This window comes from Actinoallomurus vinaceus (assembly GCF_039542055.1).
GTDB lineage: Bacteria > Actinomycetota > Actinomycetes > Streptosporangiales > Streptosporangiaceae > Actinoallomurus > Actinoallomurus vinaceus.
This window is the reverse complement of sequence record NZ_BAABHK010000019.1, coordinates 106,656-125,323: the sequence shown is the minus strand read 5'-3', so window position 1 is coordinate 125,323 and position 18,668 is coordinate 106,656. Positions and strand designations below refer to the sequence as shown.

17 protein-coding genes are annotated in these 18,668 nt (G+C 69.8%); 4 read left to right on the top strand and 13 right to left on the bottom strand.

Annotated features, from left to right (window positions below; all coding sequences use genetic code 11):
* Positions 1–10: 10 nt before the first annotated feature.
* Entirely contained in the window at positions 11–1,651 is a 1,641-nt protein-coding gene (locus ABEA24_RS44600) for an HNH endonuclease signature motif containing protein (RefSeq protein ID WP_345440249.1), read from the bottom strand.
* 214 nt (positions 1,652–1,865) lie between these two features.
* Between ABEA24_RS44600 and ABEA24_RS44595 the strand changes: the two genes are divergently transcribed.
* On the top strand, positions 1,866–2,111 hold the full coding sequence (locus ABEA24_RS44595; protein WP_345440246.1) for a hypothetical protein: 246 nt from the start codon (positions 1,866–1,868) through the stop codon (positions 2,109–2,111).
* Positions 2,112–2,174: 63 nt separating this feature from the next.
* Here the strand turns inward: ABEA24_RS44595 and ABEA24_RS44590 are convergent, their stop codons facing one another.
* The 6 genes from ABEA24_RS44590 to ABEA24_RS44565 form a co-directional block, all read right to left on the bottom strand.
* Positions 2,175–3,563 carry a serine/threonine-protein kinase gene (locus tag ABEA24_RS44590; protein ID WP_345440243.1) on the bottom strand — a complete coding sequence of 463 codons (1,389 nt, stop codon included), beginning with the start codon at positions 3,561–3,563 and terminating at the stop codon, positions 2,175–2,177.
* Between the two features lie 154 nt (positions 3,564–3,717).
* Positions 3,718–4,611 carry a carbohydrate ABC transporter permease gene (locus tag ABEA24_RS44585; RefSeq protein WP_345440240.1) on the bottom strand — a complete coding sequence of 298 codons (894 nt, stop codon included), beginning with the start codon at positions 4,609–4,611 and terminating at the stop codon, positions 3,718–3,720.
* The gene (locus ABEA24_RS44580; protein ID WP_345440237.1) at positions 4,608–5,558 is read right to left on the bottom strand and encodes a carbohydrate ABC transporter permease; all 951 of its coding nucleotides are present in this window, start codon (positions 5,556–5,558) and stop codon (positions 4,608–4,610) included. The genes ABEA24_RS44585 and ABEA24_RS44580 overlap by 4 nt, the downstream gene beginning before the upstream one ends.
* A complete protein-coding gene (locus tag ABEA24_RS44575) occupies positions 5,534–6,799 on the bottom strand; it encodes an ABC transporter substrate-binding protein (protein ID WP_345440234.1) in 1,266 nt (421 codons plus the stop codon). Before ABEA24_RS44575 ends, ABEA24_RS44580 begins: the two co-directional genes overlap by 25 nt.
* A gap of 40 nt (positions 6,800–6,839) precedes the next feature.
* Entirely contained in the window at positions 6,840–7,763 is a 924-nt protein-coding gene (gene murQ, locus ABEA24_RS44570; RefSeq protein ID WP_345440231.1) for an N-acetylmuramic acid 6-phosphate etherase, read from the bottom strand.
* Complete coding sequence (locus ABEA24_RS44565) at positions 7,760–8,689, bottom strand: MurR/RpiR family transcriptional regulator (protein ID WP_345440228.1); 930 nt, start codon at positions 8,687–8,689, stop codon at positions 7,760–7,762. The genes murQ and ABEA24_RS44565 overlap by 4 nt, the downstream gene beginning before the upstream one ends.
* A gap of 60 nt (positions 8,690–8,749) precedes the next feature.
* Between ABEA24_RS44565 and ABEA24_RS44560 the strand changes: the two genes are divergently transcribed.
* Positions 8,750–9,787 (top strand): N-acetylglucosamine kinase, encoded by a 1,038-nt coding sequence (locus ABEA24_RS44560; RefSeq protein ID WP_345440225.1) that lies wholly within the window; start codon positions 8,750–8,752, stop codon positions 9,785–9,787.
* Between the two features lie 56 nt (positions 9,788–9,843).
* On the opposite strand, the gene ABEA24_RS44555 is transcribed toward ABEA24_RS44560, so the two are convergent.
* From ABEA24_RS44555 to ABEA24_RS44540, 4 genes are all read right to left on the bottom strand, one after another.
* A complete protein-coding gene (locus ABEA24_RS44555; protein ID WP_345440222.1) occupies positions 9,844–11,493 on the bottom strand; it encodes a hypothetical protein in 1,650 nt (549 codons plus the stop codon).
* A 270-nt stretch (positions 11,494–11,763) separates the two neighbouring features.
* Positions 11,764–13,593, bottom strand: coding sequence for a glycoside hydrolase family 3 protein (locus ABEA24_RS44550; protein WP_345440219.1), 1,830 nt, complete (start codon positions 13,591–13,593; stop codon positions 11,764–11,766).
* 121 nt (positions 13,594–13,714) lie between these two features.
* A complete protein-coding gene (locus ABEA24_RS44545) occupies positions 13,715–14,992 on the bottom strand; it encodes a glycoside hydrolase family 3 protein (RefSeq protein WP_345440216.1) in 1,278 nt (425 codons plus the stop codon).
* Positions 14,993–15,079: 87 nt separating this feature from the next.
* Positions 15,080–15,556: a MarR family winged helix-turn-helix transcriptional regulator gene (locus tag ABEA24_RS44540; protein WP_345440520.1), complete on the bottom strand. Its 477-nt coding sequence runs from the start codon at positions 15,554–15,556 to the stop codon at positions 15,080–15,082.
* Between the two features lie 86 nt (positions 15,557–15,642).
* On the opposite strand from ABEA24_RS44540, the gene ABEA24_RS44535 reads away from it, so the two are divergent.
* The gene (locus ABEA24_RS44535; RefSeq protein ID WP_345440213.1) at positions 15,643–16,335 is read left to right on the top strand and encodes a DUF4386 domain-containing protein; all 693 of its coding nucleotides are present in this window, start codon (positions 15,643–15,645) and stop codon (positions 16,333–16,335) included.
* A 13-nt stretch (positions 16,336–16,348) separates the two neighbouring features.
* Positions 16,349–17,113 (top strand): SDR family NAD(P)-dependent oxidoreductase, encoded by a 765-nt coding sequence (locus ABEA24_RS44530; protein ID WP_345440210.1) that lies wholly within the window; start codon positions 16,349–16,351, stop codon positions 17,111–17,113.
* Between the two features lie 22 nt (positions 17,114–17,135).
* Here ABEA24_RS44530 and ABEA24_RS44525 read toward each other — a convergent pair whose 3' ends face one another.
* Positions 17,136–17,843 carry an SDR family oxidoreductase gene (locus tag ABEA24_RS44525; RefSeq protein WP_345440207.1) on the bottom strand — a complete coding sequence of 236 codons (708 nt, stop codon included), beginning with the start codon at positions 17,841–17,843 and terminating at the stop codon, positions 17,136–17,138.
* Positions 17,844–17,959: 116 nt separating this feature from the next.
* Positions 17,960–18,547, bottom strand: a complete 588-nt coding sequence (locus tag ABEA24_RS44520; protein ID WP_345440204.1) for a TetR/AcrR family transcriptional regulator — start codon at positions 18,545–18,547, stop codon at positions 17,960–17,962.
* Positions 18,548–18,668 lie beyond the last annotated feature (121 nt).

The following is an 18,668-nucleotide window of genomic DNA, read 5'->3' as shown; positions in this document are numbered from 1 at the left end:
CCAAAGCCCGCTATACGTACGGGTCTGGGCTGACGAAGTATTTCCGCCCGGCGGGTGTCACCCAGACCAGCCGCCCTGGCTCCGGGTGAAGCAATGTCCATTCCGCGGACTGCTTCAGCCGATGGTGTTTCCGGCACAGCGGCGCGAGGTTGCAATCGCAGGTCGTTCCGCCCTCGTCATACGGAACGGTGTGGTCGAGGTCGCAGGCTTCCGCCGGTCTTCGACACGTCGGGAATCTGCACGTACGGTCGCGGGTCTCGACCCTGTGACGCAGGGCCCCCGGTGGCCGGTAGGAGCCCTGGGTGTGCCGGTCGTCCGGATCATCGACTGAGTCGGGCCCATGCCCACAGCCAGGGCGCGTCTCGAGACCGCCGAGATGTGCGGTGATGAGGTCGGCCAAGGCTTCTCGGCTCATCGTCTCGCCGCCGTCATGAGGTGGCGGAATGTGCCCGTGACCGACGGCACACCTGGACTGGTCGATCACGGTGTAGCACCAGCGCCGTCCGGTGGCCGTGGCCGCGATCGCGCGCGCCACCGAGGCCGGGACCGCGCCGTAGCCGGGAACTTCGCCGGGCCACTCCGCCATGCCGAGCAGCGTGTGAAGCTGCACGATCAGATGGACCGTGCCGGCGACGCCGGCGCCTGCGGGTCGGTCGGCCGCGTACGGGGCGGCCGGCTGGTTCGCTCGGTGCGTGCCCACCCACTGGTCGGCCGGATCGATGTCGCCTGCCTCATCGATTCGACCGGTGTCGGGCAGATCGCTCGCCGGCGGCCGGCTGGGCGTGGGGCCGGTGCCCAGCAGGAGATCGAGGAAGACCTGGGCACGTAGGAAGGTCAGGGAATGCGAGGATCCGTCGGTCTTGAGCGCCCGTGCCAATGCGGTGATGCGATTGTCGGCGGCCAATGCCCGGTCGGCGGGAAGGTCGCGCCCGCACAGATCGGCGGTGTGGCCGTCCGTAGCCCGCAACTCGACGCGGCGACCGGCTTCGGCATTCACGCGCCGGCGCTCGGCCGCGCCGGGGTCGACCTCGATCAGCGCCCGCTGGGCCGCGCTCCGCAACTGCCCTGTCGTCTGCCGTGGCGCCTCGGGCAGCACACGACGCTCCATCAGCCGCGCGGCAGTCGCGTCTACAACACCGTCGACGGCCTGGGCAATGACCCGCGCCTTGGCCTCATCGATCAGCCCCTGGCGAAGAGCGTCCAGGGTGCCCGGCAGCTTGTCGGCCAGCGGGCAGGCCAGCTCCAGCAACCGCGCGGCGCCCCATCCGGTCAAGGTGAGCTCCAACTGGATCTCACTCACGGCGGACTCGAACGCCTGCACGCCGCCCCCACACCGGGTGCGCTTTTCGAGCAACGCGGCCACGGCGGCCAGTTCCCCGGCCTTCGCCCACGATCCCAGCCGTCGCCACGCGCCGATCGCAGTCAGCAGACCATCATCGTCCAGCGATGCCGGACTTGTGGCGGCCAGCGCCGCCGCCGACCTTGGGCCCGGTGAAACCTCCAGGTGGGACACGTCAACGTCCAGGCCGTCGTCGAACCACAGCGCCGGTGCCGACTCTTCGATGAATTCACCCGGCCATACGTAGGGCGAATCCCCGTCCCGCCCCGTCGCATATCCGTATGAGGGAACGGCACACGCTATCTGAGTCATGCCGCACCCCCTTTGGACATGCTCTCAACGCGTCAAATCATCGAACATACTATCGCAAGATCATTACTAAACGACGTCTCATATCTCCACAAAAACGACAGACGAAAAACTGGACTCGAAAATATTGAGCGACGACTCGGGAGCCCCTAAAAACCTGTTTCAAACGAGGCGGTCGCCGGTGAGGCCGGCCTGGTCAGGTCGGGGATTCGCCGAGATGGACTCGGAGTTGAAGATCCCGGTCGTAGACACCGTCACCGGTGATGGCGAGTATCCCGTCCAGTCGTCCGGCGATGAACGCCTGGGTCTGGTCGAGCAGTTCCCACGCGTCGTCGTTCAGAAGGTCCGGTCTGAGACCGATGCTCAGCACCTGCCGACTGTTCTGCAGGAAGTCGGCCACCTCCCGCGAAACCTGCTCACCGTGCTCGTCGAGGAACTCGTTGACACTCCCCGCGGAGGCTGAGCGTCTCGTGTCCCCACCCGGTGACCCACAGCAAGTTCCCCGGGCCGGTGTGGCCGCCGCGCGTCAGCCGACGTCCAGTTGGAGGAGGAAGTCCTCCTTCGGCTTTTGTGAAATCGTGATCCGCACGTTGGAGATCTCGGGTCCGGTGGCGGTCCGGACGGGGACGACGCAGCTCGTGCCGTCCGGCATGATCTGGGGCGGGGACACTGCGGCCACCGAATGGAGCGTCCGCAGCCAGTTGCGGACGTAGTTGATCTGTGTGGCCTGCAACCTCGCGCCCTGGCCGCAGAACATTCGGCACCCCGAGAACGTCCGGCGCACCCGGTCGCCCTCGATCTTGTGCTCGCTTTTCAGGGTGAATCCGGAGGGCGCTCCCAGGGCCGCGGCGGCGCGCTTGTTGGCATCGTAGGCGGGGTTCTTGAGGGCATAGACGAGCGCCGCACCGGCCCCTATGAGAATGAGTATGGCCGCGGCGGCCGCCCCGATCAGTACAGCCGGTCTGCGTTTTGGCGGGAGCGGTGCGGGATGCGGATATCGAGGGGTCGGGCCGGGGACCGGTGGTGCGTAAGCGCGCGGTGGCGGCGGCTCGCTTGCCGTCACCGCGGCAGGTGTGGACGGGGCGGGGTTCGACGGGGCGGAGGTGACGTGGGTCAGCATCGCCCGAAGGTCGTCGGAGGTCGGACGCTGCGCCGGGTCTTTGTGGAGGAGGGCGCCGATGACGGGCGCGAGCGGGCCCGCGGCGGTCATCGGGGCCGGATCGTCGGTGGCGACGGCGACCAGGACGGCCCCGGTGGTCGCGCCCTCGAACGGAGGATGCCCCTCGACGACCGTGTACAAGGTCGCCCCCAGCGCCCACAGGTCACAGGCGGCGGTGACGGCCTGGCCGCGGATCTGTTCGGGGGCCATGAACGCGGGCGTGCCCAGCAGCGCGCCCGACCGGGTGAGGGTGGCATCGCCATCGACCACGGCGATGCCGAAGTCTGTCAGCAGGACCCGGTCGCCTTCCAAGAGCACGTTGGCCGGTTTGAGGTCGCGATGAATGATTCCTGCTTGATGCGCGGCAGCCAGCGCCTCCAGGATCTGCAGGCCGAGGGCGGCGGCGCGGGCCGGTGAGATCGGCCCCTGCTCGGCGAGCAGCGTGGCCAGAGAGGGGCCTTGCACCAGCTCCATGACGATCCACGGCTGCCCATCGTCGCCGATGACCAGGTCGTGGACGCCGACGATGCCGGGGTGGCGCAGCCGGGCGGCCGCGCGTGCCTCCCGGTCGAGGCGCGCCGTCCAGGTGGCCCGCTGCTCGCTGTCCAGGTCGTCGGGCAACCGCAGTTCCTTGATGGCTACCTGCCGGCCGAGCCGCTCATCGTGCGCACGCCAGACCGTGCCCATTCCGCCCCGCCCCAGCGGCTCGATCAGCCGGTACCTTCCCAGCAGCACACGCCCAAGATCCTCAGCCACGGCACAGATCCCTGGAGGACGGCGGTTGCGGTGGGCTCTCGTCCATCGCACTCCTCACTGAGCAAACACTATCGTCTGTTTAACGATGGCATGCTACAGCCGACCTGAACGGACCTGATTCACGCCAGCCGGACGCGCGATCAACACGCCAGAACTATTTGGACATTCCGGCCGTAAGGCCGGCGACGATCTGTTTGGTGGCCACCAGGAAGAGCAGCACGAGTGGGATCGTCGTGATGACGAGTCCGGCGGACAGCTGCGCGTGCGCGGCCTCGAACTCGGCGAAGAACCGGGTCAGGCCGGTCGGCAGCGTGTACTGATCGTCCTTCAGCAACACCAGCGGGAAGAAGAAGTCGTTCCAGAGTGGAATGAACTGGAACAGCGCCACGGTCGTGAGCGCGGGCCGGACCATGGGCACCATGATCCGGGCGAAGAGCCGCAGCTCGCCCGCGCCATCGATGCGGGCCGCCTCCTCCAGCTCCATCGGCAGCTGCCGGAAGAACGCCGTCAGCACGAAGACCGAGAACGGCACGCCGCTGCCCGCGTACACGCAGATCAGCCAGAACCGGGAGTCGACGCCCGGCATCGCCGTCGTGAGCGAGTTGACCAGATAGAACACCGGGACCGCGCCGAGCCGGATCGGCAGCATGAGGCCGGCGAGGAAGTACGACGACAGCACCCCGCGGCCGCGGAAGCGGTAGCGCCCCAGCGGGTAGGCGGCGAGCACCGAGACCCCCGTGCCGAGCACCACGGAGCTCACCGTGATCACCACGGAGTTCACGAAGTAGGTGCTGAAGTTGCCCTCGGACCAGGCGTGGGCGTAGTTCTCGAACGCCGGGTGGAGGGGCAGCCCGAGCGGCTGGTTCGCCAGGTCCTGCTCGGTGCGCAGCGAGTTGAACGCCATGATGATCAGCGGCGCGAGGGCCGCCAGGGCGTACACCCACAGCAGGAGGACCGAGGCCACCCCGCCGACCCGCGGGCGCTTGCGGAAGGTCCGCGTGGCCGCGGCCACGGCGGTCGGTTTACGGACCGTGAGTGTGCTGCTCATCGCACGCGTTCCTCCATCCGGCGGAAGACGTGGTTGGCCGCCAAAGAGACCCCGAAGATCAGGACGAACATGCAGACGGCGAGCGCGCAGGACTGGCCGATGGCGTTCGGGTCGGGGTTCTCGAACGCCGTCCGGTAGAACACCAGGCCGAGGACGTCGGTGGCGTACTGCGGGTTGCCCTGGGACCCCTGCAGCGCGTAGATCAGGTCGAGCACGTTGAAGGTGCCGATGAAGGTCAGCACGGTCACGATGCCCATCACGGGCGTGAGGAGCGGCAGCGTGATCCGCCGGAACACCTTCCACGACGACGCGCCGTCGACGCGGGCGGCCTGCTCGTACTCGTCGGGGATCCCGGCGAGGGCGGCGCCGAACAGCAGCATCGGGAAGCCGACCCACTGCCAGGCGTTCACGACGATCGCCACGGGCAGCGCCAGGTGCGGGTCGCCGCGCCACGGCTGGGCGAGCGACCCGAGGCCGACCTCGCGCAGGGCGGCGTTGATCGCGCCGAACTGCGGGTTGAGCATGATCGACCACAGGTAGCCGACGACGATCGGGCTGACCAGGTGCGGCAGCGTGTAGGCGGTCTGCAGGAACCGCTTGCCGCGCCGCGACTTGTGCAGCAGCACCGCGAACGTCAGTCCGAGGGTGGTCTGGATCAGCATCGTGCCGATGAAGAACAGGACGTTGTGGCCGAGTGCGCGCCACACCTGCTCGCTCAGCGGGTACTTGGTGAACAGGTCACGAAAGTTCGAGAGGCCGGCGAAGCCGCTCTGCTTGTTCCCCGACCACGAGTACACGCTGTACTGCGCGGCGGAGATCAGCGGATAGACGATGAACACCGTGTACAGCGCCAGAGCGGGCAGCAGGAAGGTCAGCAGGACCCGGCGGCGGGGTCGCCCGCCGCCGGTGCCGACCGGACGCCTCAGCCTCCGCTGGGCTTGAACCACGCTGAAATGCCCTTCTGGACGAGTTTGCCCGCGTCCGCGGCCGAGGTGCCGCCCAGCATCTTCTGCAGGGCCAGCCCCTCCTGGTCACGGCCGAGCGGGTTCCCGTAGCCGAAGTCGACGACCATCATGTAGGTCGCTCCGTGAGACTGATAGTTCTGGTACGCCTGGGCGAGCAGCGGGTCGCCGGGCGTCGTGCCGGGCACGAGCGAGATCTGCTTGAGCGTGCTCGCGTACAGCTGCCCGAACTCCGGCGTCGCCATCCATTTCACCAGCTCGGTGGCCTCGGCCTTGTGCTCGGAGTGGGCGTTGACGCCGTACGACCCGTCGACGTAGCCGGAGGTGAGCGGCTGGTTCACCTTGGCGCCCGGCGCGGGCGGGGCGTCGAAGAACCCGAGCTGCAGGTCCGGAGCCGTCTTGGTGAACGGCCCGACCTCGTACGACCCGCCCGGGTACATCGCGGCCTTGCCGCTGGTGAACAGCGTCTGCGCGTCCGGGTAGTCGACGGCGGCGACCTTGTCCGGGAAGTACGACTTCAGGCTCGTGACGGTCTCCAGCGAGGCCGTGTAGTCCGGGTCGGTGAAGTTCTTCTTCCCGGTGAGGACGGCCTGCTCGAAGTCGTTGCCGCCGTAGCGGGTCGCGCCGAAGATCTGGTGGTCGATGGCGAGGACCCACGGCTGCAGGCCGCTCGTGGCCAGCGGGGTGATGCCGGCCTTCTTGAGCTTGTCGCAGGCGGCGGTGAAGTCGGCCCACGTCTTCGGCGGGTCGATCTTCTGGTCCGCGAAGATCTTCTTGTTGTAGATGATCTGCAGGGTCTGCAGGGCGTACGGGACGCCGTACAGCTTGCCGTCGTCCTTGCCCTTGGCGGCCTGCAGGACCTTGTCCGGCCAGCCGGTGGTGTTCACCTGGCCGTCGAGCGGCACGAGGTTGCCCGCCTTGACGTACGACTGCAGCGGCCCGTACGGCTTCAGCTGGACGACGTCCGGCCCGCCCATCGACTTCTTCAGTTCGTTCGGCAGCACCGTCAGGTAGTCGGTGGACTTGATCGGCTTGAAGTCGATCGTCACCTTCGAGTGCTTCTTCTCGTACGCGGCGAAGATCTTCTTGTATCCCGCGGTGTCCTCAGGACGCCACGACAGGACCGTGAGGTGGACCTTGCCACCGCCACTGCTCGTGCTCGGTGCACACGCCGGGAGGGCGAAGGCGACGCCGAGCGCCGCGACAAGCGTGCAGAACTTCCGCATCAGGAGGATGACCCCTTTCTCAGCTGCCCCCGACGTCTGACTAGACCTCAGGCCGGATCCCGCGCATGGCGTCCCGTACGGAGCCCCCCGCCGCCGCCAGCGCCTCGGCCGCGTGGTCGGGGGGTACGTCGCACAACAGGGACAGCAATGCGGTGCGCGTGTCACCGCCGGCATCCGCCAGCGCCGCCGCGCACGTCTCGGCGTCCAGACCGGTCGCCTCGACCAGAATCTTGATCACGCGGCCGCGCAGCTTGGAATTGAGCGCGTTCACGCTGACCATGAGGTTGGAGTAGGTGCGGCCGAGCCGCACCATCGCGGCCGTGGACATGGCGTTGAGCACCAGTTTGGTGGCGGTGCCCGCCTTCATCCGGGTCGAGCCGGTCACGGCCTCGGGCCCGGTCTCCACGGCGATGTTGACGTCGACCTCCGTACCGAAGGCCGCGCCCGGATTGGAGCTGATCAATGCGGTGCGCGCGCCCTGCGCCGCCGCGGCGCGCAGCGCGCCCACGACGTACGGCGTGCGGCCGCTCGCGGTGATCCCCACGGCGAACTCGCCGAGGCGCACGTCCTCGGCGTCACGGGCCCCGAGGTCCTCGTCGTCCTCGACGTCCTCGATCGCTTGGGACAGCGCGCCGAGCCCGCCCGCGTGGTGGGCGACGATGAGGCCCGGCTCGATGCCGAACGTCGGCGGGAGCTCGGCGGAGTCCAGCACCGCCAGCCGCCCCGAGGTGCCGGCACCGAAGTAGTGCACGCGCCCGCCGCCGCGCAGCGCGTCGACGGCGAGGTCGACGGCCTTGGCGACCTGCGGCAGCACCTTCGCCACCGCCCCGGGCACCTGCTCGTCCTCGGCGTTGATGAGACGGAGCACGTCCAGGGTGGGCAGCAGATCGATGTCGACGGTGCGCGGATTGCGACCCTCGGTGGGGACCCCCTGCAAAACCCCGACGGAGAGGCGATCGGTCACCGGCGCCTCCGATCCGGTCCGACGCGGCGGACCCGGACCGCTTCGCGGGTCGCCTCCAAATGCTCACGGGTCGGCTCGTACGTGCGCTGTGCGACGCCGACGAAGACGCAGTCCACGACGGTCAGCTGGGCGAGCCGGCTCGCCGTCGCGCCCGACCGGAAGGTGGTCTCCCGGGCCGCCGTGGTCAGGACGTAGTCGGCGACCTCGGCGATCGGCGAGCGCGGGAAGTTGGTCAGCGCGACCGTGGTCGCGCCGCGCCGTTTCGCGACGTTGAGCGCGTCGATCGTGTCCACCGTGGTGCCGGTGTGCGAGATGCCGACCGCGACGTCGCCGGGCTCCAGGACGGCCGCGCTGGTGAGCATGATGTGCGCGTCCGACCAGCCGTAGGAGGTGCGCCCGATGCGGTGCAGCTTCTGCTGGAAGTCCAGGGCGACGAACGCGCTGGCGCCCACGCCGTAGATGTCGACCCGGCGCGCGTCGACGATCGCCGCGACGACCCGCTCGAGCGCCTCGATGTCGAGCTGGTTGGCGGTCTCCTCGACGGCCCGCGCGTCGGCGAAGGAGATCTTCTCCACGACCTGCTGGAGCGTGTCGTCGGTGCTGATGTCGCTGCCGACGACGCGCCCGCCGGTGACCCCCTGGGCGCGCCCGGCCTCGGTGGCCAGGGTCAGCCGCAGCTCCGGGTAGCCGGCGAAGCCGATCGCCCGGCAGAACCGGATGACCGTCGTCTCCGAGGTGCCGCAGGCCTGCGCCAGCTCGGTGATGGTGGAGTTGGCCACCGCCTCCGGATCGTCGATGACGCGCTGGGCGACACGCGCTTCAGCGGGAGGCAGCGAGGGCAACAGGGAACGGACGCGAACGACCGTGCTGAGCGACGCGCTCGCACCGTCGGCCGCCGGCCCGGGGTCGGGCCCGACCTTGCTCATGCAGGAAATTTTCTTACGAAAATGATTCACTGTCAATATGCCATGTTCTACGGTCACAGTGTGTGCTCTAACGTGAGGGGTCCGTACGTCGTGGGTGTGGACGCGGGAGGCACCAACACTCGTGCCACGATCGTCACTGTCGACGGCGTTGTCGCTGGTCGTGGCCGTGGCCCAGGTGCCAATCCTAACTCCAGTGCCGACCCGGCCGGTGCGCTGACCACGGCGGTACGGGCCGCGCTGGGCGATCTGGACCCGCTACAGGTAGTAGGCGGCGTTTTCGGCATCGCGGGTGCCGGGTCGGCGGGGCGGCCGAAGGCGGTCGCCGCCGCGAACGCCGCGTGGCGGGCGCTGGGCATCCACGGAGAGCCGGAAGTGGTCACCGACATCGCGATCGCGTTCGCCGCGGCCAGCCCCGAGCCGGCCGGCCTGGTGATCTTCGCGGGCACGGGCGCGGGCGCCGCCGTGGTCGACGACGGCGCGCTCGTCCGCCGTGCCGACGGCTACGGATGGCTCGTCGGGGACGAGGGATCCGCGGTGTGGATCGGCACCGAGGCGGTTCGCGCGGCGCTGCGCGCGTACGACGGGCGCGGCGCCCCCACCACCTTGGCCGAGAGCGTGCCGAGGCTGCTGCTCGGGGAGGCCGCCGCGCCCCTCCTCGCGGAAGTCGACCTCAAGACGCTGACCATCGGCACCGGCGACACGACCGGAGCGGCGATGTCCTCAGGGGCCGCGCTCCCGCAGGCGATCCTCAAGGAGGTGTACGACGGGCCGCCCGCCGGGCTCGGCCGTCTCGCCCCACTGGTCACCGCCGCCGCGACGGCGGGCGACGACGTGGCCCGGCGGATCGTCGCCGAGGCCGCGGACTGGCTGCTCGCCGACGTCGACGCCGTACGACCCGCGCTGGAGGAGACCACGCGGTCGCGGGGCCGTCCGGGCGTCGTGGTGGCCGGCTCCCTGCTGGAGAACGGACCGGTCGCCGACGCCGTACGCGCCGGGCTCCGCGAGCGGTTCGGCGTCGAGGCGTCCGTGGCCCACGACGGCACGCTGGGCGCCACCCGCCTGGCCCTCCGCCGCGCCGGCGTGACCATCCGCGAGTGAGTCATGTGAGGTGACGGCCCTCGCCTCGGAGGGCCGTCACGTCATGCGGTTCGGCGTCAGCGGATGCCGTAGGCGCGGATCACCGTCTGGTCGACCGCACCCTCGATCTTCGTCCGCAGGGAGACGAAGCCCTTGGCCGGGTTACGGAAGGACGCCACCCACTGGTCACCGTCGGCGCGGAGGGGCACCGGCGTCCAGGAGTCACCGTCGTCGAAGGACGTCCACAGCGATACCTTCGCGCCCGCCTTCGCCTGCTGCGGGACCACGTTCAGGGTCTGCGTCGTGTTCGCGTGGGCCTGATTCGTATCGTCGAGCGCCGTCCGGTACTGCACGGTCGGCAGCTTGATGACGTTGTCCGTGCCCACGGTGACGTCCCAGACGACGTGCTGACTCGTCGCCAGGTCCGACCAGGGCGCCGACCGGGTGGCGTTCGTAGTGAGGGTGTACTTGCCCGGCGCCGGGCGCGCCCAGATCCGGCCGAATCCGGGGACGATGCTCTGGCCGATGGACTCGCCGGTCGAGCTCACGAACGCCGAGTCGCCCTTCATGAAGGAGTAGCCCCCGACGTTGCTCACCCCGTCGGTCCCGGACAGCATCGCCGCGTCGTACCCCGTCCCGTCACCCGTGTCGAGGACGAGTTCACCGTCCGCCGGGCCGAGCGGGCCCTTGTTCCAGCTCCGTGTGTACGTCCCCGCCTTCGGGAACCGGTCGGTACGGAACCGGACGTCCAGGTCGTTGAAGGCGCAGTCCGGGGTGGTGACGGCCTGATCCAGCGACCAGTCGAACCCTGGGGTGTAGTACTGGGTCTGCGTCGTCGGCACGGCCCCCGGTTGCCAGTAGGACAAGGTGATCATGCCGCTGCCCCAGTCGACCCCCGCATGTTCGCCGGCGCAGGCAGGTCGGCCTTCGCCCGCGTACCCGACCTTGACGGCCGCCAGGTCCTTGGTGCGCACGCTGAGCTTCAGGTCCGCCGGGATGCCCGCCGCCTTGCTCGCGACGTTGTACGTGTAGGGACTCCCCTCCTGCTTCCCGTCCTGGCTCAGCAGCGACTGCACCTCGTATTCGAGGCCGCCCTCCGCGGCTGCGGGCGTGACGTAGAGGTGGTCTCCGTCCATCTCGGTGATGTCCCGGAACACGCCGCCGAGCCGCTGGGAGATCATCACGACGGCTCCGCCCACCGGTTTCGCCCCTGCCCTGTCCACCTCCACCTGGACGGGGGCGGCCTTCCGGGCGTCCAGCGTGAGCGACAGGTCGCCGGTCACCGTCACCTTCGGCAGGTAGATCAGTGTGGTCGACGTCGTACCGTCGGCCTCCGGGGTTCGCACCTCCGCGTGCATCGCGTAGTCGCCGGGGGGCAGCGAACCCTCGGCGTGCCCGTTCTCCACGTCGGCGCCGGACGGGTCGCTGCCGTCCAGCGGCCACATGTAGAGCCGGCTCGCCTCCTCCGACGTGGCGACCGCGCCCTTGCGATCGAGCACGGTGACCTGCAGCTTGTGCTCGTCCGCCGCCTTGGTCCGCGACAGCCGCCGGAACGACGGCGCCTTCTTCGTACGTTTGATCACCGTTCCGCGCTGGAAGGTGCCGTGCCCGCCTTGCGCCGGTTCGACCTTGACCGGCGAGGCCGGTGCCGTCGCCCAGGCGTGCGGCACGGGTCCCGCCGCGACCAGGGCGAGGGCTCCCAGCCCGATCAGCGTCCTCTTGACCATTCCCACTCCTTGCCTTCGGGCGCCGTCGCGGCGCCGGGGAACGGACGTCGTTGATCAACGTCCCCCGTACCTGGCCGGAGAGGGGCATGGGGTTCCCGAAGATCGACGTCCTTCCATGCTTCGCCGAAGCCGGGAATGGTGTTCATCGATCACCCGGATGAGCGGGGCGTGGGACGGCGACCGGCGGGGTCCCGCCGTCCCACGCCCGGTCCAGGGACGCCGACCCCGCCTCATCGATCCGGACATCGATGAGGCGGGAGGCGGGGCGGACTACTTGCGGAAGGTCAGGCCCGTGCCGAAGGGGTAGAGGGTCGTCTTCGGGTCACCCGCGGCGGGGATCGTGACGGGCAGCTTGCCCTGGGGGCTGATCTCGCCGAACAGCACCTTGGTCAGCGACTCCAGCGACGCCGGCGTGTAGCCGTATGTGGCGAGGTAGGTCTTGGCCTCGGTGAAGTAGGCGATGTCGTACGCGTCGCGGACCGCCGCCACGATGACCGGCTTGCCGGTGGCCACCAGCGCCTTGACGAGGTTGGCCTGGCCCGGTCCGTTGTGGCCGGACTCCGTGGAGACGTCCCAGGCGCGGTTGGTGGTCACGACGACGGCGTCGTTGTCCTTGGCCTTGGCCACGGCCTGGTCGATCGTCGCCTGCGAGGGGCTCGCGCCGGTCTGGTACACCGTCGTGGCCGGGCCCCGCTTGTGGATGTCGTCGGCGAGCGTCTGGGTCGTCGAGACGCCCCATCCGGTCACCAGAACCTTGCGGCCGTCCTTCTTCAGCGGCAGGGCGCCGTTCTTGACCAGCGTGGTGGTGCGGTCGGTGACGCGCTGCTCGGCGGCGAGGTGCGCGGCCGTGCCGACCCGCGAGGCGACCTTGCTCTCATCGACGTACGGGTTCGCGAACAGGCCGTGCGTCTTCTTCAGCTCCAGGAGCCGGTACACCGACTGGTCGATGCGGGACTCGGTGAGCTCCCCGTTCTTCACGGCGTTGACCACCGCGTGGAACTGCAGGTCGTACAGGCCGTTGCCCTTGGCGTCCGTCGGCGGCTTCTCCAGCTCGTCCGCGCCGGCCTTGATGGCCAGCACCGGGACGCGGTCGTCGCCGTACTTGTCGCGGACGCCCTGCATGGCGAGCGCGTCGGTGGCGATGACGCCCTTGAAGTGCAGCTTGTCGCGGAGGATGCCGGTGAGGATCGGCTTGGACAGTGTCGCCGGGTCACCGGACGGGTCCAGCGCCGGGACGATGATGTGCGCCGTCATGATCGAGTCGACGCCGTGCGCGATGGCGGCCTTGAAGGGCGGCAGGTCGAGCTTCTCCCACTGCTCCTTCGTGTGCTTGATGATCGGCACGCCGGTGTGGCTGTCGGTGTCGGTGTCGCCGTGGCCCGGGAAGTGCTTGGCGGTCGGGATGACGCCTGAGGCTCGGTAGCCGTCGACCTCGGCCGCCACGAACTTCGAGACCAGCGTCGGGTCGGAGCCGACGGACCGGACCCCGATCACCGGGTTCGCCGGGTTGACGTTGACGTCGGAGTCCGGGGCGTAGTCGGTGTTGATGCCGATCGCCCGCAGCTCCTGACCGGTGATCTTGGAGGTGGTGTACGCGTCGCGCGGCTTGCGCCCGGCCCCGAGGGCCTGGCTGCCGGGGAACTGCGTGAACGGCGCGGGGACGCGGGTCACCACGCTGCCCTGCTCCTGGTCCGTGACGATGGTCATCGGGATCGGCACCCGCTGCCGCATGGCGGCCTGCTGGATCCCGTTGGACAGGTGCGCGACCTGCTGGGGGCTCGCGAGGTTGGGCGGGTCGACGGAGTAGTAGATGATCCCGCCGGGGTGGTACTTGTCGATCAGCTGGGCGGCGTTGTCCACCCCGTACAGTTTCTGGTTGGCCGCGACGGCGGCCGGGTCCTTGGTGTCGGCGCTCGTGCCGTACACCTGCAGGACGAACAGCTGGGCGACCTTCTCCTCAAGGGTCATCTTGCGGAGGACCCGCAGGACGCTTTGGTCCTTGCCGGGCGCGGGTGCCGCCTGGGCGCTCCCCGCACCCAGTCCGGCGATGGCCACGAGCGACGCCGTGCTGATCGCGGCGAGCCGTCGGCGACGGGACATCGAGAGACTCCTTCCGTCCGCCCCCGAAGACGAATAGAAAGAAAATGACTGGGTGAAGCCAGCCTCTGGAACTTAGTTCCGCACACGGACGCGCGTCAACGGTTCCGGTGTTACGTGATCGTCAACGACCTGATCGGACGTGCGCCGCGACCCTGCGCGCGGCCGTACGGTGCTCCGCAGAACCCACGATCCGGGGGGCCTGGGAGGCGTCGACGTACGGCGAGCGGAACAGCCCCCGCTCCTGCTTCATCCGCAGGATGCGGGTCACCGCCTGGTCGAGCCGGCTCTGCGGGATCCGCCCCGACCGCACCGCGGCCAGCACGGCGCGGTAGGCGCTGCTCAGGGAGGGCGGCATGAGGAGCATGTCCGCGCCGGCCCGTACGGCGCGCACCGCCGCCTCCGGCGCGCCGTACTTGATCGTCGCCCCGGCCATGCTGAGGGAGTCGGTCACCACGACCCCGTCGTAGCCGAGCTTCTCGCGGAGCAGGCCCGTCAGGACCGTCTTGGACATGGTGGCCGGATCGCCCGAGGCGTCCAGACCGGGGACGACGATGTGCGCCGTCATGATCATGTCGACGTGATGGGCGATGGCGGTCTTGAACGGCGGCGCGTCCAGGCGCTCCCAGGTCGCCATCGAGTGCTTGATCACCGGAAGGCCGGTGTGGCTGTCGGTCGCGGTGTCGCCGTGCCCGGGGAAGTGCTTGGCGGTCGCGACGACCCCGGTCGCCCGGTAGGCGTCGACCGCGACGCCGACGAGGTGGGCGACCTTCTGCGGGTCGGCGCCGAAGGACCGGACGCCGATCACCGGGTTGCGCGGGTTGACGTTGACGTCGGCGACCGGCGCGAAGTCCTGGTTGATGCCGACCGCGCGCAGCTCCTCCCCCGTGACCCGCGCCGCCGTTCGCACGTCGTCGTCGGGGTTCTTCGTGGAGGCCAGCGCCTTGTTCGTCGGGAACCGGGTGATGTACGGCAGACGGGAGACGATGCCCTGCTCCTCGTCGGTGCCGATGAGCAGCGGAACCCTGCTCTTCATCGCCGCGCGCTGCAGGCCGTTGGACAGCGTCGCGGTCTGCCGCGCGGTCCGGAAGTTGTTCGGGAAGTAGATGACGCCGCCCGGGTGGTACTGCTCGACCATCGCGGCGCCGGCGGACGCGGTGGTGCCCTGGACTGTCGGGATGAACAGCTGGCCGACCTTGTCCGCCGTGCTCATCCGCCGGACGAGCGCCACGACCGGGTCGGGACCGGAACGGGCGCTCGGCGTCGTCCGGCTCCCCGCCGCCGTACGCCGTGCGGGCCCGTCGTCGGAGCGTGCCTCGGAACCACCACACGCGGACACCGACGCCGTGACGGTGGCCGCGGCGACGGCGGCCAGGAGCCGCAGACCACCGGTCCGTCTCACTGTCCCGCCCTCCCCGGAAGCCGCTTCACATCCCGCACGACGCTAACGATGGGATCGGCGTCCGGCAAACGCGCCGGTCGAGCGGCCTCACCCCGAGCGATAGCCGGGGTGCACGCCCGGGGTGAGGCCCTGCTGCTCGGCGACGCGCCGGAGCATCGCGACCAGCTCCCGGTGCTCGTCGAACGACAGCGCCGCGCAGATGTCCCGCTCGTGCGCCATGCCCACCTCGCGGAGCTCGGCCAGCAGTCCGGCGCCCTTCTCGGTCAGGTGGAGGGCGTGCGAGCGCCGGTCGTTCGGGTTCTTCCGCCGCTCGATCAGGCCGCGCCCCTCGAGCTCGTCGGCGAACGGAACGAAGCGGCTCGGCGGCATGCCCAGGTCGTCGGCGAGTTCGCGCTGGCTGCGGCCGGGGCTCGCGGCCAGCATCCGCAACAGCCCGGCCTGCGGGGGCGTGAGGTCCAGCCCGGCGATCCGGTCGGCGAACAGCCGGGCCGCGTGGGACCCCAGCTGAGCCAGCAGGAAGGCCGCCCCGCCCTGAGCCTGAGGTCCTCCAGGCCTGCGATCCATACTCACGTGAACACTATATACGCTTGACAATCGTTCCGAGATGTAATGATTATCTTGTGTACACGGTTCCGCGTCGAGGAGACACCATGACCACCGCCCCCATCGCACCCGGGTCCAGGGCCGCCGGCCGCCGCCCGCAGTCCGGTCCCCCACTGCTCGCCCCCGTCCTCGCCTTCACCGCGCTGACCGTCGGCTACGTCGTCGCCAACCGCGCCACACCACATCCGGACGCCTCCGGGCTCGCGGTCCTCGACTACGCACGGGCCCACGGCACCGCGATCAAGGTCGGGGCCCTCCTGCTGTTCGCCTCCGCCGTGCCCCTCGCCCTCGCGGCGGCGGTGCTCTACCGGCGGCTCCGGGCGCTCGGCGTCACCGCGCCCGGGTCGGCCATCACCCTCGTCGGCGGTGTCCTGGCCTCCGGCGCGCTGACGTTGAGCGCGATGTCCGCCTGGAGCGGCGGCCGCCTGCCGGCCAAGGCCGACCCCGCGCTGGCCCGCGCCCTCGCCGACCTGTCGTTCCTGGCCGGCGGCCCGGCCTACGTGGTGACGTTCGCCATGCTCATCGCGGGGATCTCGGTGACGGGCCTGCTCGCCGGGCTGCTGCCGCGCGCCGTGACCTGGACGGGCCTGGTCCTGGCCGCCGCCGGGATGTTGTCCGTGCTCACCCTGGCGACCCTGTCCTTCGGCTTCCTCCTGCCGATCGTCCGCTTCGGCGGCCTGCTCTGGCTGGTCGCGGTCGCCGCCCTCCTCCCGCGCACCCGCCCCTCCCGTCACCAGTGAGGAGATTCATCCCATGACCGCCGACCACCCCGACCTCGCCGACAAGGTCGTCGTCATCACCGGTGGCTCGCGCGGCATCGGCGCGCGGACCGCCCGCGCCTTCGCCGCCCAGCGGGCCAAGATCTGCGTCGTCGGACGCGACGAGCACGCCCTCACCTCGGTCGTCTCCGGCATCGCCGAGGCCGGCGGCACCGCGATCGACGCGGCCGCCGACGTCACGGACACCACGGCCCTGGAGACCGTACGCGCCCGGGTGGAGTCACGGCTCGGCCCCGTGGACGTGCTGGCCGCCTTCGCCGGCGGCCAGGGCATGCCCGTCGCCTCCCAGGACCTGACCGAAGAGCGCTGGCGCGAGGTCCTCGACTCCGACCTCACCTCGGTGTTCCTGACCGTCAAGACGTTCCTGCCGAGCATGCTCGAACGCGGCCGAGGCACGATCCTCGTGATGTCCTCGGCCGCGGGACGTCAACCGAGCCAGGCCAACCTCGCCTACGGCGTCGCCAACGCCGGGCTGGTCATGCTCACCCGCCAGCTGGCCGCCGAGGTCGGGCCGCGCGGGATCCGCGTCAACTGCATCGCGCCGTCGACCATCGCGACCGAGAAGGTCGAGGCCCACATGCCGGCCGAGGTGCGCGAGAGGGTCGCGGCCCTGCACCCGCTGGGCCGCATCGGCACGATGGACGACGTCGCCCAGACCGCTCTGTTCCTCGCCTCGGAGTCCGCCTCCTGGCTGACCGGTCTCACCATCGACGTCTCCGGCGGCCGCATCACCGGCTGATGGCCCCTGTGAGAGAAGCGCACTACGGGCGTGAGGGGAGAGCCGTTGCGCTAGGAGCGAGGTGCAGGGCTGCCTTGACCTGTCGGGTCCGTTCGTCGGCGAGGACTTCTGTCCGGCCCGCCTCGACGGCGTCGAACACCTGTGCGGCGATCGATTCCGGGGTGTTCTTGACGCCGGTGACATGGCGGGCCATATCCGTGTCGATGTAGCCGCAGTGCACGCCGACCACGAGGATTCCCTCGTCGTGGAGTTCGCTGCGGACTCCGTTGGTCATGGCCCAGGCGGCGGCTTTGGAAGCGCAGTACGAGCCCATCGCCGGATTGTTGAACCAGCTCGCGATGGACAGCACGTTGACGATGGCGCCGTACCCGTTGCGGGTGAGAAGCGGTGCGAAGGCGCGGCACATGGCGAGCGTCCCGAAGTAGTTGACCTCCATCTCCGTTCTGGCGGCGCCCAGGCCGGGTGCCGCCAGCAGGGCGCTGTCGGTCAGCACTCCGGCGTTGTTGACCAGCAAGGTCACATCGGCGCACGTCTCGGCCGCCGCAGCCACCTGGGCGGGATCCGTGACGTCGAGGCCGACCGGAATGACGCCGGGCTCGACGACCGTCTGCGGGTCGCGTGCCCCGGCATAGACCCGCTGCGCGCCGCGCTGCAGGAGCATCCGGGTCATCACCTGCCCCAGCCCACGGTTCGCGCCGGTCACCAGCGCCGTCGCCCCCTGGATCCGCACGTCCCCTCCCCTGCCTCAGTCCTCGCTCGCGGTACTCGACAGCGCACTATGCCACGACCGGCTTTGTCGCCATAACGCTCCCTGCCGACCTGACCTGGAGGTGGCGGCACGGGTGGTCATGTCGACGCCCTCGTCGGGAGGTCAGCGTTCAGCGCCGTCGCCTCATCGTCGGCGTTGGCTTCGGCGATGAGGACGGCGGCGAGCCGGGCCGTCCGTACGGCGATCTCCGCTGGCGACAGGGATCTGCCGGTGCCCAGCCACCACGTGATGGCCTGGAGATGCATCCCCGCCAAGAGGGCAGGGATCAGGTCGTCCGCGGATTGGGGCAGGTGGTCGGCGGCCATGCCGACGAGGGTCACCCGCATCCTGTCGGCGAACCAGCTGCTGCCGTTCCTGCCCAGCAGCGCACCGTAGAGCCGGTGGTACCGGTCGATGTGTTCGAAGAATCCGGTCCACCGATCGAGCACGGGAGTGTCCGGGCCGTCCGCCATGGTGCCCAGCTCGGCCATGGCCTCTTCGAAGATCTGCTCCACCAGCTGGTACTTGTCGCGGTAGTTGCGGTAGAAGGCCGCCCTGCTCACCATCGCCCGCTCGGTGATCTGTCCGACCGTGACCCGCTCGAACCCGCGCTCCTCGATGAGCTCGATCAACGCCTGCCTGAGCAGCGTGCGCGTGCGTCGGACCCGGACGTTCTCCTGAGACACTTTCGGCTCCTTGTCCAGCTTGAGACAGAACAGCAAGGCTGAGACTGGTCACTCTGCACCGCCCCGGACAGCATGCATGTCACGGGACAAAGTGTCTCGCTGAAAGGGTGATCATGAAAGC

Bases quoted from the DNA above. Each gene is read 5' to 3' on its own strand.
- ABEA24_RS44585 (WP_345440240.1), bottom strand. From the start codon at position 4,611: ATGAGCAGCACACTCACGGTCCGTAAACCGACCGCCGTGGCCGCGGCC.
- ABEA24_RS44565 (WP_345440228.1), bottom strand. From the start codon at position 8,689: ATGAGCAAGGTCGGGCCCGACCCCGGGCCGGCGGCCGACGGTGCGAGC.
- ABEA24_RS44575 (WP_345440234.1), bottom strand. From the start codon at position 6,799: ATGCGGAAGTTCTGCACGCTTGTCGCGGCGCTCGGCGTCGCCTTCGCC.
- ABEA24_RS44555 (WP_345440222.1), bottom strand. From the start codon at position 11,493: ATGGTCAAGAGGACGCTGATCGGGCTGGGAGCCCTCGCCCTGGTCGCG.
- ABEA24_RS44595 (WP_345440246.1), top strand. From the start codon at position 1,866: ATGGACTCGGAGTTGAAGATCCCGGTCGTAGACACCGTCACCGGTGAT.
- ABEA24_RS44530 (WP_345440210.1), top strand. From the start codon at position 16,349: ATGACCGCCGACCACCCCGACCTCGCCGACAAGGTCGTCGTCATCACC.
- ABEA24_RS44535 (WP_345440213.1), top strand. From the start codon at position 15,643: ATGACCACCGCCCCCATCGCACCCGGGTCCAGGGCCGCCGGCCGCCGC.
- ABEA24_RS44550 (WP_345440219.1), bottom strand. From the start codon at position 13,593: ATGTCCCGTCGCCGACGGCTCGCCGCGATCAGCACGGCGTCGCTCGTG.
- ABEA24_RS44600 (WP_345440249.1), bottom strand. From the start codon at position 1,651: ATGACTCAGATAGCGTGTGCCGTTCCCTCATACGGATATGCGACGGGG.
- ABEA24_RS44540 (WP_345440520.1), bottom strand. From the start codon at position 15,556: ATGGATCGCAGGCCTGGAGGACCTCAGGCTCAGGGCGGGGCGGCCTTC.